16 protein-coding genes are annotated in these 13,960 nt (G+C 47.3%); 10 read left to right on the top strand and 6 right to left on the bottom strand.

Going from position 1 to position 13,960, the window contains the following annotated elements; all coding sequences use genetic code 11:
* Nucleotides 1–11 precede the first annotated feature (11 nt).
* On the top strand, nt 12–1,172 hold the full coding sequence (locus ACFVSO_RS04030) for an efflux RND transporter periplasmic adaptor subunit (protein WP_387470329.1): 1,161 nt from the start codon (nt 12–14) through the stop codon (nt 1,170–1,172).
* A gap of 29 nt (nt 1,173–1,201) precedes the next feature.
* Nucleotides 1,202–2,533, top strand: a complete 1,332-nt coding sequence (locus ACFVSO_RS04025) for an ABC transporter substrate-binding protein (RefSeq protein WP_387470327.1) — start codon at nt 1,202–1,204, stop codon at nt 2,531–2,533.
* Here the strand turns inward: ACFVSO_RS04025 and ACFVSO_RS04020 are convergent.
* On the bottom strand, nt 2,511–2,906 hold the full coding sequence (locus tag ACFVSO_RS04020; RefSeq protein ID WP_387470325.1) for a putative quinol monooxygenase: 396 nt from the start codon (nt 2,904–2,906) through the stop codon (nt 2,511–2,513). The two genes, ACFVSO_RS04025 and ACFVSO_RS04020, sit on opposite strands and share 23 nt — an antisense overlap.
* Nucleotides 2,907–3,156: 250 nt before the next feature.
* Nucleotides 3,157–3,303: a DUF1540 domain-containing protein gene (locus ACFVSO_RS04015; RefSeq protein WP_119800084.1), complete on the bottom strand. Its 147-nt coding sequence runs from the start codon at nt 3,301–3,303 to the stop codon at nt 3,157–3,159.
* Between the two features lie 355 nt (nt 3,304–3,658).
* On the opposite strand from ACFVSO_RS04015, the gene ACFVSO_RS04010 reads away from it, so the two are divergent.
* The 5 genes from ACFVSO_RS04010 to ACFVSO_RS03990 all read left to right on the top strand — a co-directional run bounded on the left by ACFVSO_RS04010 (nt 3,659) and on the right by ACFVSO_RS03990 (nt 7,474).
* A complete protein-coding gene (locus ACFVSO_RS04010; RefSeq protein ID WP_387470323.1) occupies nt 3,659–4,504 on the top strand; it encodes a sulfurtransferase in 846 nt (281 codons plus the stop codon).
* A gap of 468 nt (nt 4,505–4,972) precedes the next feature.
* Nucleotides 4,973–5,080: a putative holin-like toxin gene (locus ACFVSO_RS04005; RefSeq protein ID WP_387470321.1), complete on the top strand. Its 108-nt coding sequence runs from the start codon at nt 4,973–4,975 to the stop codon at nt 5,078–5,080.
* Between the two features lie 329 nt (nt 5,081–5,409).
* The gene (locus tag ACFVSO_RS04000) at nt 5,410–6,264 is read left to right on the top strand and encodes an AraC family transcriptional regulator (protein WP_387470319.1); all 855 of its coding nucleotides are present in this window, start codon (nt 5,410–5,412) and stop codon (nt 6,262–6,264) included.
* 429 nt (nt 6,265–6,693) lie between these two features.
* Nucleotides 6,694–7,002 carry a hypothetical protein gene (locus ACFVSO_RS03995; RefSeq protein ID WP_387470317.1) on the top strand — a complete coding sequence of 103 codons (309 nt, stop codon included), beginning with the start codon at nt 6,694–6,696 and terminating at the stop codon, nt 7,000–7,002.
* A 13-nt stretch (nt 7,003–7,015) separates the two neighbouring features.
* Nucleotides 7,016–7,474, top strand: coding sequence for a hypothetical protein (locus ACFVSO_RS03990; RefSeq protein WP_387470315.1), 459 nt, complete (start codon nt 7,016–7,018; stop codon nt 7,472–7,474).
* Nucleotides 7,475–7,690: 216 nt separating this feature from the next.
* On the opposite strand, the gene ACFVSO_RS03985 is transcribed toward ACFVSO_RS03990, so the two are convergent.
* The 3 genes from ACFVSO_RS03985 to ACFVSO_RS03975 all read right to left on the bottom strand — a co-directional run bounded on the left by ACFVSO_RS03985 (nt 7,691) and on the right by ACFVSO_RS03975 (nt 10,358).
* Nucleotides 7,691–8,383, bottom strand: coding sequence for a Dph6-related ATP pyrophosphatase (locus ACFVSO_RS03985; RefSeq protein ID WP_387470313.1), 693 nt, complete (start codon nt 8,381–8,383; stop codon nt 7,691–7,693).
* Between the two features lie 260 nt (nt 8,384–8,643).
* Nucleotides 8,644–9,183, bottom strand: coding sequence for a YbhB/YbcL family Raf kinase inhibitor-like protein (locus tag ACFVSO_RS03980; RefSeq protein ID WP_387470311.1), 540 nt, complete (start codon nt 9,181–9,183; stop codon nt 8,644–8,646).
* A 95-nt stretch (nt 9,184–9,278) separates the two neighbouring features.
* Nucleotides 9,279–10,358 (bottom strand): NAD(P)/FAD-dependent oxidoreductase, encoded by a 1,080-nt coding sequence (locus ACFVSO_RS03975; protein ID WP_387470309.1) that lies wholly within the window; start codon nt 10,356–10,358, stop codon nt 9,279–9,281.
* Nucleotides 10,359–10,658: 300 nt separating this feature from the next.
* Between ACFVSO_RS03975 and ACFVSO_RS03970 the strand changes: the two genes are divergently transcribed.
* Genes ACFVSO_RS03970 through ACFVSO_RS03960 form a run of 3 tightly spaced genes read left to right on the top strand, consistent with a single transcriptional unit; the run spans nt 10,659 to nt 12,636 of the window.
* Entirely contained in the window at nt 10,659–11,141 is a 483-nt protein-coding gene (locus ACFVSO_RS03970) for a DUF2975 domain-containing protein (RefSeq protein ID WP_387470307.1), read from the top strand.
* A 10-nt stretch (nt 11,142–11,151) separates the two neighbouring features.
* Nucleotides 11,152–11,367, top strand: coding sequence for a helix-turn-helix domain-containing protein (locus ACFVSO_RS03965; protein WP_387470553.1), 216 nt, complete (start codon nt 11,152–11,154; stop codon nt 11,365–11,367).
* A 24-nt stretch (nt 11,368–11,391) separates the two neighbouring features.
* On the top strand, nt 11,392–12,636 hold the full coding sequence (locus ACFVSO_RS03960) for a DUF4153 domain-containing protein (protein WP_387470305.1): 1,245 nt from the start codon (nt 11,392–11,394) through the stop codon (nt 12,634–12,636).
* Between the two features lie 159 nt (nt 12,637–12,795).
* On the opposite strand, the gene rsgA is transcribed toward ACFVSO_RS03960, so the two are convergent.
* Nucleotides 12,796–13,857, bottom strand: a complete 1,062-nt coding sequence (gene rsgA, locus ACFVSO_RS03955) for a ribosome small subunit-dependent GTPase A (RefSeq protein WP_387470303.1) — start codon at nt 13,855–13,857, stop codon at nt 12,796–12,798.
* Nucleotides 13,858–13,960: the final 103 nt, after the last annotated feature.

The raw sequence follows: 13,960 nt of genomic DNA, 5'->3' as shown, positions 1-13,960 counted from the left end.
AGAAGGCAAGGATGGAACTATCAAAGGAGCGGATTGATCGTAATCGTAAAAGATGGATATCCGCCGTGCTGCTGCTGTTGACTGGAATGCTGCTGTTCTTCACGTTATTCAGCAATACGCTGCAGTCGGTTACTTTGCCGAAGGTAAGGGCGGAGCAGGCAGCAATTGGAGGAATCGCTTATAAGCTGGAGGGCAGCGGTGTATTGCTGCCAGTTAATCAAGCGGAGCTGCCGAACCCGGCGGGCTGGAAGGTCCAGCAGGTTCTTGTGAAGGAAGGAGAGGCCGTCCAGAAAGGGCAGAAGCTTATCGTGTACGACAGCACCATAGCCGAGAGGGAGCTTGCGGACGAGCTTGCGCAACTGGAGAAGCTGACGATCGCGCTGGAAGGCGTGCAGGACCAATTCAAATTGTCGATGGTCGAAGGGAATGAGTCGGCTACGCGGGACGTTAAGCGGGAGCTGGCAACGCGCAATATCGATCTATCGATGCAGCAGCGTAAGATCGACGGGCTGCGGGAGCAGTTGAACCGGCAAAGAGAGCTGGCCGCTCCGTTCGGCGGGATTGTGAAGAAGGTGAACGCAGTAGAAGGTCTCGTCTCTACGGGTCAGCCGGATGTGTTGATCACAAACCGCGACTTGGGCTATCGGCTGGAAATCATGGCAAATGGTGAGCTTATTGATCGCTTAGGTCTTGCGGTTAAGCAGCCTATCGAGCTGAGAGTCGCAGCGGAGGGGGAGCAGCCAGCACGCACAATGGAAGGCACAATTGATGGGATTGCCGATGAGAGCTCTCGGTCCGCGAGCTTGGCCGAAGGTGCCGGGGGAGCGCCAGCAGTCATTCGACAGAAGCAGCTGCGCATCCATGTGTCCGACCTCACCCTGAAAGGGGGTGAGCAGGTTTCGGTTAAGCTGAATCGGGCTTCAGCCGGGAAGGGATGGTTGATCCCGAACGAGGCGATTCATCGGGAAGGCGAGAAGCGATTTATATTCAAGGTGGAGCAGCAGCGGGGGGCTTTGGGCAATGTGTTTGTGGCCCGCAAGATTCCGATTGAGGCAAGCGAGTCCACGGAGCGGGAGACGATGATTCCGGCAGATCGGCTGTATGAAGGGGAGCTAATTATTCTGGAAAGCAGCGAGCCGCTGCAGGACGGGAACCGGATTCGTCTGCAATAAAAAATTTTAAAGATGAGAGGTATAGAGACATGATGAAAAGATTAGGTGTAACCGTGTTATCGGCGGCAATCATGCTGGCAGCTATGACTGCTTGCGGTACGGGGGACGGCGGGGCAAAGACAGAAGAGAACGGGACGGCAACGAAAGATGAAAAAACCGTGCTAACGTTATCCATTATGCAGTCTACACCCTATTATGAAGCGTTGGAGAAGAAATTCGAAGCCAAGTATCCGGACATCGATCTGCAGATTCAAGCTTATAAGCAGGCTGGAGAGGAGGATAAAGCCGGGGATTGGGAGGAATACCGGAAGTCCATGAATACGGCTTTATTATCCGGGAAAGGGTCTGATGTTCTTGAGCTGATAGACGGGTTGCCCGCGAACGAATATGTCGAGAAAGGACTTCTCCTGAATATGGAGGATTTAATGAACCAGGACGACACTCTGAAGCCAGACTATATGTACATGAATGTATTAAATGCGATGAAGCAAAAAGGCGGAAACTATGCGATTCCGTCCGGATTTTCGGTGAGAGCGTTCATCGGAGATGGAAAGAGGCTGAAGGACGCGGGCATCAATGAGCAGACTTGGACCTGGCAGGATTTTGCCGATATTGGTAAGAGGCTGACGCAGAGTGAGGAGGGCTTGTATGCAATGGCTGATTATACGCCGGATATGCTGATGCAGGAAATGACGATCGACAGTTACAGCTCATACGTGGATAAGGCGGCGAAAAAAGCAAAGTTCAATACCCCGGAATTTGTGGCATTACTGAAACAGGTGAAGAACATGTACGATGAAGGCGTAATGACCGCCGAGCCAGGGCAGCTTGACAAGCAATTATTTTATTCTGCCGTATTGCGTGAGCCAGCCGACGTAATTAATGTAACGCATACCATGTTCGATCACCCTCGGCTGCTGCAAAAGCCGCATAGCGCAGAGCAATCTGGCATGATGCGGATCATCCCATCCTCCACGTTTGCGATTCGGGAGAAATCCCCGGTGAAGGAGGAAGCGTGGAAGCTGCTCAGCTTCCTCTTGTCCGAAGAGGGGCAGTCGATACCGGAACGCAGCGGATTCTCGCTACTTAGGTCTGTGAACGAGAGGAAGCTGGACGAGATTAAGGAGCAAATCCAGGCGGGCACCTTACAACTGTATGATGGCAAAACGGTAAAAGCAGAGGATGCGGAATTTGAACGGTTCCATCAACTGTTGGATCAGGCGGATCAATATGCGGTTCTCGACGGGAAAGTGATTGCGATCGTCGGGGAGGAGTCGCTCGCTTATTTCAGCGGTCAGAAGTCTGCGGAGGAAGCAGCCGGGCTGATTCAAAACCGGGCTACGACCTTTTTGAACGAATAGTTGGTTTACAGGGAAGTCCTGTCTTATGTGGAGGCAGGACTTTTTCGAGTGAACGGAGCGGGTATCGAAATCGTAATCCTTTTCCGCCGACAGGTCTGATTGTGGTCGACTCCACTCCTGCGATTAACGGCATGGCGCGCGCAATAGAGGCTTTGGTGTCTTCATGATCGAGGGAGGCGCGATGAGCTTCCGGACTATTCCATACCTCAGTCACCCATATGGCATCCGACTCGGTATCCGAGACATTGACGATATACAGCTCGCATTCCTCCATGGCTTGCATGGCGGCTTCGCCCTCCAGCAATATCTCCACCAGCGCATCCCGCTCACCGGGTTTCGCTGTGACTTTGACATACATTCCAAATCTGCTCATATTCATCGCTCCCAACGTTTTAGAAGTAGTGTAGGTTAGGATGTCCGTTATTGTATTGTAAAAAAGCGACAGCTTTTTTCTATGTGAATGTATGGGAAGTGGAGAGGGGTATAGGTTTGAGCCAGGTATGAAGATGTGGAGTTGGGGAGGAAACTACATTTTCCAGCAGAAAAGACTTGATAATAATTATCGTTCTTGATAAAATCAAAAAAGAAGAAGGAACACCTGATGTATTCCTTCTCCATGTGGCTTATTTAACTTCGAATGTTTTGCAGTCTGTTTCCGACGATGTGCTAGCTTGGTGTTTGGAAACGATGTAAATTTGTTCAGCAGCACACTTGTTGCCGTTGCTCCAGTGACGGCAGGAGTCGACTTCACAAAGAACGTCTTTAGCCATTGAGGACACCTCCTTATGAGATTGATGGAAGACACAAATGGAATACAGCAAGGCGATATTCAAGTTCGCACCTTGTCATCGCTCGCATGCATCTCCCTTTTTCGCACAAAGGGCTATTTGTGTTTCATACCTTATAATACACCGAAATTAGGCGCGACCGCAAGCTGTCTATCGTTGCTGCCGAGAAATTTCATAGGAATTTCATAGATGTATTCCACATGAACCCGTGGCGCTGTATGCAGGCGCAGCGGGCTTTTTTTATGATAGATGAAAATAAAAACGGAGCGGACTTTTGTGATGAGGCAAAAATCCGTATAATAGGACGCATGGGTTGAATGCGAAAGGACGGATTAACATGAACAATATTGTTTCCATGGCATGGGTGAAGGAGCAAATCGGAGCTGCTGATGTCGTTTTCGCCGATTGCCGTTTTGTGCTTGGCAAGCCGGAGGCTGGACGTGAGGCTTATGAGGCTTCGCACATTCCGGGTGCGGTCTATCTGGATTTGGAGAAGGATTTGTCCGCCCCAGTGGATGAGCATGGCGGCCGTCATCCGCTGCCCGATATATTCGATCTGACCGTTGCGCTTAGCCGCGCAGGGATCGGCAATGAGACGAAAGTGGTGGCTTACGACGACCAAGGGGGAGCGATGGCTTCCCGGTTATGGTGGCTGCTCAAATATTTGGGACATGAGCAAGTGTATGTGATGGATGAAGGATTTGCCGTATGGACAAATGCAGGATATCCGGTAACGGACGAGATTGTAGAGCCTACTCCTACGAAATTCCTGGCAATTGTCGAGCATACGATGCTGGTGGAGATGGATCAGGTGCAGGAGCTGTTGGGCAGAGATGGCGTTACGCTGATTGATTCCCGTGAAGCACCGCGCTATCGTGGCGAGGTGGAGCCGATTGACCGCGTAGCGGGCCACATTCCGGGCGCCATCAATCGCTTCTGGAAGGACGGCCTCACGGCATCCGGCAGCTGGAAGGATGGGGCAGAGCAAGCGGAGCGCTTCGCCGATCTAGATAAGAACCGCGAGCTCATCGTGTATTGCGGCTCGGGCGTAACAGCAACGCCGAATGTAATTGCTCTGCAGGAAGCGGGCTTTACGAATGTAAGGCTGTACGCGGGGAGCTGGAGCGATTGGATCTCGTACAGTGAGAATCCGGTGGCTGTGGGGGAAGAGGAGAAGGCGTAGACGGAGAAATAGTATGTGTGACTCGGAGTGCATCGTTCATGTGGCGATGTACTTCTTTTCGTTGGACGTAGGGGCTCCTAAGTCAACCGGGAATCAACTTTCACATTTGGAAAATACATTCATGAGGCCTCGGTTCTGGCGCGGACCGACCTTCTGCTCGGCTTTGCTCAATACATCGAACAGACCACTGGGCATGAGCAGCCATAACGTTGTACGCGCACAAAGAAGTCCGGTAGTTCCCGCACTCCTAAGGGGCTATCGCTCTTTCTTATGCAGGGGTGTTCATACAGAGTCAACAACAAGAAGCCTCTCGAAAATCTATCAAAATGGATTCAACAACCGTGTATAAAGAGGGGGAAAATCCGGATTTCACCGCCGCTCTTTTTACAATTTATGCTATAATCAGACAAGCACATAGAACGGCTTGTAAGGGTGGTCGGCTACCTCTCATCGAAGGGAGGGATGCCCATGGAGGTTAAAGACGCTTTGACGTTGATGATCGGTTTTGGTGCGCTGATTATAGCGCTGCTGACGCTAGTCGTTGCCATCATCGCAGTGTTTATCCAAAAGAAATAGACCGCCCCTCTGCTAGGTGAACGGTCTATCCCTGACTTATTAACCGAAGCCGACCGCCTTTGAAGCGGTCTACTGTGCTGCCCGGAGTCGTGTTGGTGCACGGCTCCTTCTTTAGCTTTATTATAACTTTGCCGATTTATACATGCAATAGAAGGATCTTATGGATATGGATTAAATCAATGATTGTCTAACGAATGTTAGTGTTGCAGATTATTCGCGCTGAGCCATGTCATAAATAAGGGCAAGTTTTTTGCTGACTTTTTCGTGCAGAAATTGCAAGGTATTCATTTTTTATTTCCGATAAAATTACCTTAAAGGGAGGGAATACGATGGATTGGTTGGACAGGATGAATAGTGCAATGGAATATATCGAAATAAATCTAGCGGACACCATTTCATTTGATGAAATAGCACAGAGAGCCTGTTGCTCTACCTATCATTTTCAAAGAATGTTTCCATTTATTACTGGCGTATCGTTATCGGAGTACATTCGACGTCGACGCTTGACATTGGCGGCATTCGAACTGCAGACAACAGACTCAAAGGTTATTGATGTAGCTATGAAATTTGGATATGATTCGCCGGAGGCGTTTGCACGGGCCTTTAAGAATCTTCATGGTATTATGCCTGTATCTGCGCGCGATACAGGCGTTTCTCTCAAAGCCTATCCTCGAATGTCCTTTCATATTTCAATAAAAGGGGATGTCGAAATGAATTACCGTATTGAGCAAAGAGGTTCTTTTGAGATGTTTGGAGTATATGGAATTATAAATGCAGACCAGAAAACAGCGTTCTCTGAAGTTCCTGAATTCCGTATAAAATGTGATGATGATGGCAGCGTTGATCTTATGAACGACTTACTGGGACGTTTTGGTGACACCATGTTACACGCCGCCCTTTACGATCACACTAAAGAATCTTTCAAATACATGGTCTGCTATCATTTACCTAAGGGTCTTGAAATTCCGGAGAGATTTACAAAACTTTCTGTCCCAACATTAACGTGGGCGATTTTCCCGGAGCCGCAATGTGATATGCAAAAACTATGGGAACGAATCTATTCTGAGTGGTTTCCGACATCTGAATACGAACAGGTTGAGGGCCCAAGTTTCGAAATGTATTATGGAATGGCACGGCATGGGAATGTTTCAGGAGAAATCTGGATACCGGTGAAGAAAAAATAACGCTCTTATGCGAGCGAAATGCAGGCGTTAACGAAGATGACAACTGAACAAATCTAGATTAATAAAGGGTCATCCCCACAAAGGATGGCCCTATAACTTGCCGTTACAGACAGCGTGGAGAACCGTATCACAAGTAAACACTACAACTGGAGCGATTGGATCTCGTACAGTGAGAATCCGGTGGCGACGGGAGAAGAGTAAGAGACGAAAAATCGCGTCGAAGCGGAATTGAGGGCTGTGGCAGGCTGCTGGAAGGCAAGCTGTTGCAGCTCTCTTTGTCGTTTTCGTTCAGCAACTTGCATACAAGAAGTTCCAAGTAGCGCGGAGCCAGCCACAGCGGGGTGCCCTTGACAATTTGTCGTATTGCCCCCTGAAAGCGACGAAATTCGACGAATCTTTATAAAAGATATATAGAAGGAGTGAATCTCGATGGAGAATAAATATAAACGCTTCATTCAAAATCAATACGAAAAAGCGAAGTCTACCGCTTCCGGATTCATATCTTCAAAAGGTGAAGATCAAGAAGAAGGTACTATAGAACTCAATCCGCAATATTATGTTGAGCTGAAAGCCATCGCCGATCTGCAACGTACGAACGTGCAAGCGATCGTCAATGAAATCATTGTCCAGTACCTGGTAAGCGTAAATGGCAAATACGAATCAACCCCCATCTCAGTGGATCAAAAGGAAGATAACCCGCTTCTGTATTTGGATGGTATTTGCAAACTAGAGAAGTAAGGAGTGCCGACATATGGATAACCATTTGAACGTTCAGAATATCATTTTTCTGGATGAAACAGCTTTAGCCGCTTTAATGAACCCTGAAAACCCCCGCTACATAAAAGCTCGTTCCCTGTTTCTGGATTTACACGATCTTGAACGTAATTACGTGACGACCAACGCCATTATATTTGATCTTCACGAATGGCTCTGCAATGAATACAGCTATCAGCAGGCGGAATTTTTTCTGAATGCAATTGATAAAGCAGTGAGTAACGGAAAGCTTGAGGTCATCTCCAGCGGCCCCGAATTTGTGAGGGAATCGCGCAGACTGCTTATAGACAGGCCTGAGCTTCGTTTCTCTCTCAGTGAAGCATTGACTGCTGTCACGATGTCCTATTATCAGATAAAACGCATCTTTACTTTCAATCGCAATTACATGATGCTTGCCAATTTGGATAAGGATATTCGAATCATTCCATCCAACTAAAAGCCTTTAAACAAATGCAGCTCCCTTAAGAGGCCGGCTGTATTTTTTTGTTGCAATGCAGCCCTTTTTGAGCTTCTTGAAAACAGCTTGCATACAAGAGTTCGAGAAAGGCAGTTGCAAGAATACTGGAGCCTACTGTAGAGAAGCCCAAGGAAAGGTCGACCAACGGGAAGGGTTTGAATATTTAATAAGACCAGATTGCAAAGGTTACCTTCTTCAATTGCCTAGCAGTTCCAAAGGCAAAAAGGCATAATCGCCGTTCTTAACAATGCTGCATTTGCGAACAGGAATAGGATGCTTGAAGATGGGGCCATCGATTACGGTGGTATGGAACTCGCCGCCTTCTCCACATGGGTCAATACCACGAGCTTGCAGCTCCTTAATGTAGTCGTAAGTTAACGTTCGTCCTAAATCTTCCTCCCGCATCCCCAGCGATAGATTTACTGTGACCAGAGTCGATATAAAGCCGAGATCAATAAACTCTTTGACGGCTTCATAATGATCCATTTCCCATAGGGGCATGCCAAGCTTTAGGCCGGCATTTTGGGTAACCTTGTCATGCCAGCAGTCCTCAATAGGCACATCCAAATCTCCTGTGACTAATACTTCTGCGCCTTGAAGCTTTGCGTGTTTTAAAAGAGCCATAAATTTGTCTTCATAGTTGTCCCAACTTGCAGCTGCAGTATAAAGGGGCAAGCCGATCGATTCAGCTTGGGCACGGATAAGCTCCGGAGGCATTCCATGGGATCTGGAACGTTTTCCTTCTTCCTCCATCATCACAATCAGTCCGATTGCTTCTCCAACAAACATAGATTTATACAGAGCCAGGACGCTATCTTTTCCCCCACTAAAAGAAGCTATAAATTTATGCCCATGAGCGCCATTTTTCCAGTTCACCGTTTCTTTCATTCTTTTCGTTCTCCTTTGTTAGTGTGTTCTGTGAATTGTAACACGACTTTTTTTTGAATGATTAAGTTTTTGATGTTCAAGTATCAAGATGCCAGGCTTAGAGTCGGTCATGCGCTCGATATTAAGGACGCTGATTATGTTAATAGAGAAATGATTGCTTTTCTGGGCAGTTAGAGCATATAAAGAATCTGGCAAGAAGATATGAAAAATAAAATGCGCAACAAAAATTTCTTGTCGCGCATTAACGTTGGACACGTATATTATCTTTCAAACGTTGCTATCAGTACCGCTCTGCCTAAAGTATGGGTAAGCATTTGAAAGCCTAGAAAGGCCGGTGTTGAATTAGTCTGGTCACCTATATCCTCAACATCCAAAGCATGAACAATAAAGTAGTAGCGGTGCGGTCCATCTCCAACGGGTGGCGCAGCACCAATATAACCTGCAAACGAGGCATCGTTGTTCAATTGAATAGCTCCGTTCGGGAGACAGGAGCCGTCCTCGCTGCCTGCCCCAGATGGCAGTTGTGTCACGTCAGCGGGAATATTGCAGACAGACCAGTGCCAAAATCCTGATCCGGTCGGAGCATCGGGGTCATACACCGTAACCGCGTATCTTTTTGTTCCTTTCGGGGCGCCGGACCATTTCAATTGGGGCGAAATATCTTGCCCGCCTTCTACTCCGAATTTCCCTGAAAGCTGCGGTGCGGATAATACAAGGTTGTCAGAGATATCCGAACTTTTCACATGAAAGCTGGCTGCTTTAGGCAATCTGGCAAACGGGTTATTTAGCTCACTTTTCATTTTGAACCTCCATCTTTAATAAATTTGATAGTTGGAAAGGCCTCTCAATGATTTGCGGTAGGGGGGGGAGAAGGGCAAAAACGTAATTCAAACCTTCAAGCGCGTGAAACAGCGGAGTCATCACTTGTACCATCCTTAAAACGAGAGAGTCGACAAGGGACTAATTCGCTTCTTAATTCCCGATTGATGATTTCACTTGCCGCCAGATGCGCAATCAGCGGCGCCAGCGTAATCGCAGAATGCATCACAGTCAGATAAAGTCCCTTTAGGTGATCATGGTAGCCCACGATCGGATAGCCGTCTTCAGGCATGGGTCTCATCCCGACCGTGATGCTTTCCAGTTCTAATTGTTCCCCGCCTTTCAAACTGCGACGCAACGTTTCGTAAGCTCGCTTGCCGACCGCCTCTGGCCCATTTCCCACCGACTCATCGATGTAATCTTCCGCAGCCAGCAACGTATGATCCGTCAGTTGACGCGCTTCAAATTGCGCATTAGAGATTAATGTGCGTATGAGCCTATTCTCAGTTTTCATCCGAATCAGAATGGAAGGCGACGGCGTTACCGGCATGGGACAGCCCAACGGGTCGCAAAGTTCGGTTACGCCCGTGCCTGCGGCCAATACCACGACATCGGACTCCAGAAAACCGTTGGACGTGTGGACGCCAACCAGGCGGGAATCTTCTTGCTGCAATTGTGTAACGCTGGTGCCGAACTGAACCTTTGCTCCATACTCTCGCGCTTTGCTCAACAGCAGCTCCGTTAACCCTACCGGGTCCACAGCGCCTTCTTCGCTGGCAAACATCGCTTCCTCCGGGTATTCCTGCAGATTTGGCTCCAATGCCTCAAGCTGCTCCCGGTTTAATTTTTGCAAGCAGTGTTGTTCCCCTAGGGCCGGATTGTCCCAAGTCAGCGCTCCGTGCCACTGAATTTGCAGTTCGGACAGCTCTTGCTGAAGTGTATGATACTCTTCCACGGACGCATCGTACAAATGCCTGAATTCGGGAGCTACTTTATGCGTCGTATGGATCCAGGCAAATGATTTTTCTGTAACTTCACGTGCAGCGGCGGGGTGTCGTTCAATGACGGTTACATCTTGATTTCGTTTGGCCAGATGATAGGCCACGGACGCCCCGACAATCCCTGCGCCAATAATCACGATTTTTTGCTTACTCAATAATGACTCCCCCTTGTCACCCTATTGTAGCATAGGCGTCATGATAATCCGCGTCTTAACATACTAGGGTAGCTGGAGCGACTGAATTAGCTGCTAGGAGATTCCGGTAGCGACAGGGGAAGAGAAGAGGAGAGAGACCGCGTTGGATGAGGGCTGTGATAGATAGCCGGGAGGGCGACCTGTCACAGCCCTCTTTTTTGTTATAACAACAAAAACATATCTAAATTCGTCATAAATTTATTGTAAAACGATAAATATATGTTAGAATAGAACTAATTTAATGAAGTGAGGGGCTTTGTTATGAGACGAGGAACAACATTCTTTTTGAAGATGACTATTGCTCTAATGGGAATTGCGATTCTTGCTTTGTGCATCTTTCTGGTGCCAGAGATCGCGAATTTCGCAGCGGAATTGTATCCGGATAGAACGTATATGGAAGCTCTCGTGTACATCTCCTTATATGTACCAGCGATTCCTTTTTACATCGCTCTGTATCAAGCGCTTCAGCTTTTAAGCTACATCGACAAGAACGTTGCGTTCTCGGAATTATCCGTACGGGCTTTGAAGCATATCAAAAACTGCGCAATCGTAATCAGCGGTTTGTTTGCGTTAAGTATGCCGCTGTTCTATCTCGTGGCGGACAAAGACGATGCCCCGGGAATTATCATAATCGGGATGGTTATCATATTTGCCTCCATGGTCATTGCTGTTTTTGCCGCCGTTCTTCAGAAGCTTTTGAAAGAGGCTATTGATATCAAATCAGAAAATGACCTGACGGTCTGAGGTGAACATGATGGCGATTATAATTAATATTGATGTGATGTTGGCTAAACGAAAAATGAGCGTAACAGAGCTTTCGGAGAGGGTTGGCATTACGATGGCTAATCTCTCTATATTGAAAAACGGAAAGGCAAAGGCGGTTCGCCTTTCAACATTGGAGGCCATTTGCAAGCATTTGGAATGTCAACCAGGAGATATTTTAGAATACAAAGACGACGATGAAGTCTAACCATAGGGGAAAGGAGGGATAACGATGGGCAGCATCAATCTAATTACCGAGAACATGGATAATCCCCATGAGCTGGAGCGACTCTTCAGAGAGGAACCCGATCTGTTCAAAAAGTCGTTTTCCTATGCATGGGAGCAAAATCCCGATTCGCAGGTTCTTGCCGTTTGGCAGGAAAGACTGCATTTCAAGGAGACGGAAAACACGGAAAAGCCTCCTTTTATATTAAAAAAGGTATGGTTCATAGGCATTTTAGCAATCTTGGCCGGGATTAGCACGAGGCTCCTTTTTCATTATACCGAACAGGAAGCAATAGCCCCTATAAACCTTATTTTCGGGATACTTCCCTTTATAGCTGTTTATTTTGTGTATCATAAGCCCGCCAATAGAAAGCTAATCTATATCCTTTCGTCGTTATTTCTGCTCTCTGGCATTTATCTGAACCTGCTCCCGCTAGACGATAAAGACAGCATCATCATGGCTTATCTTCACCTGCCTATTTTCTTATGGGTAGTTATGGGTCTGGCATTTACCGGAAATGAATACGGCAGAGGAAGCGCAAGATTGGCTTATCTTAAATTTAACGGGGAATTTAGCATTTTATATGCTTGCATGGCTATATGCGGAATGATACTAACCGCAATAACCATGCAGTTATTTCAATTCATCGGTACGGACATTTCGGAATTTTATTTTCGCAACGTCGTTTTATTCGGTGCTGCTGCTCTGGCGGTCGTAGCTGCCTATTTGGTCACGAGGGACACTAAGCTTGCAAAACATATAGCGCCGTATATCGCCAAAATTTTTAGTCCGCTTGTTTTGGCCACATTGTTGGTCTACTTACTAGCGGTTATCTGGATTGGAAAAAATCCGTTCTTGGATCGCAATTTCCTGCTCCTTTTCAACGGAGTGCTCCTTAGCGTATTAGCCGTCACCATCTTCACCATTACCGAACGCGGCACGGGTGAGAAGAAGAACGTTTCCGATTATATTAGCTTTGCTCTCATCGCTCTTGCTCTTATCATTGATGGCATTGCTTTATCGGCTATCGTGTTCAGGCTTTCTTCTTATGGGATTACGCCCAACAGAATGGCTGTATTAGGCGTAAACCTGCTCATATTTGCCAATCTCATTTGGATCATACTTTCTTATGTGCGTTTTATGGGAAACAAAGCTGGACCCATAGCCATTCAAGATGCCGTTACAAAGTATTTACCGGTCTACGGAGTGTGGGCTGCTTTGGTTACCTTTACTTTTCCTTTGATTTTTTAATTGAAAAACTTCTCGGAATCAATGAGTTGCGATCTTGCAATTGTTTTGTTTGCAACAATAGAGGCATATCAAGCAGTATGACAACTGCTTGATATGCCTCTCTCAATCTTTTATTTTCTTTTTCGGAAAGAGAATAGGGGGGAGGATATGGATAGGGCACTACTTTTTTCTTCGCTTGTTGATGACGGATAATTTATGCGACTTATCCTTCTCTCTGAGGTAGGCAGCCTTATTGGTTACGAACGAATTTTCCTTCTTCAATTGCAGGTAACGCTGCCAGCGATCCTCCCTAAGCGTACCGCTTTGAATGGATTGCTTGACTGCGCAGCCTGGCTCCCGCTCATGAGTGCAATCAGCAAATTTGCATTGGGGAAATAATGCCTCCACATCAGTGAATGTCTCGCTAATCCCGCTATCGGCGTCCCACAGCCCCAATTCGCGCATGCCGGGTGTATCGATAACCATCACGCCATTGTTCAGCAGCGTAAGCTGGCGGTGAGTTGTTGTATGGCGGCCTTTGGAGTCTACCTCGCGAATGTCGGATACCTTCATCACTTCTTCCTCGGCCAGCGCGTTAACCAGACTGGATTTGCCGACACCGGATGAGCCAAGAAATACAATCGTCTTGCGCGGCTGCAAATAGCCCTTCAACTCGTCAAGTCCGTCGCCAGTCTTGGAGCTGATGGCAAAAACGTCTGCACCGATCGCAATCTCTCTGACCTGCTGAAGCTGCTCAGATACCTGGTGGGACAGATCGGCTTTGGTCAATACAATGACAGGCTGAGCTCCGCTTTGCCAGGCCATCGTGAGATAACGTTCAATCCGTTTCACGTTAAAATCATAATTGAGTGAAGCCATGATAAAGACATAGTCGAAGTTGGCCGCAACCAGCTGCTCCAGTATGCTCTTCACATAGGCTGCAGCATGACCGGAGTAGTCACTGCGTGAGAAAGATGACTTTCGCTCATCGGTCTTTACAATCAGGCTGTCGCCGCCGGGATTATACTGAAGCCGTACATAGTCCCCGACTGTAGGAAACCGTTCATCTGTAATCCCGTTATAGTAAATGCCGGATTTAAGCTTTGCACCAATTTCTCCATGCTGACAAACAACCTCATAGCGTTCCCTGTGTACAGCGGTAATTCGTCCCGGGATGAGACCGGGAGGTTCTGTTGTTTCATGGATAGGGGAAATACCGTAATCTTCAATGTTTGTGTTCATAATATTTTTTGCCTCCACATTTTTTATGTTTGTTTTCATGCAAAATAACACTCATGCAACTAGAAAAAAACGCATGGCAAAGAAGCGCAGCAAGCAGCCATTG

Origin of the sequence: Paenibacillus sp. NPDC057967 (genome assembly GCF_042887015.1) — a bacterium.
GTDB lineage: Bacteria > Bacillota > Bacilli > Paenibacillales > Paenibacillaceae > Pristimantibacillus.
Note: the sequence above shows the minus strand (reverse complement) of the source record. Positions and strands in the feature narration are given on the sequence as shown.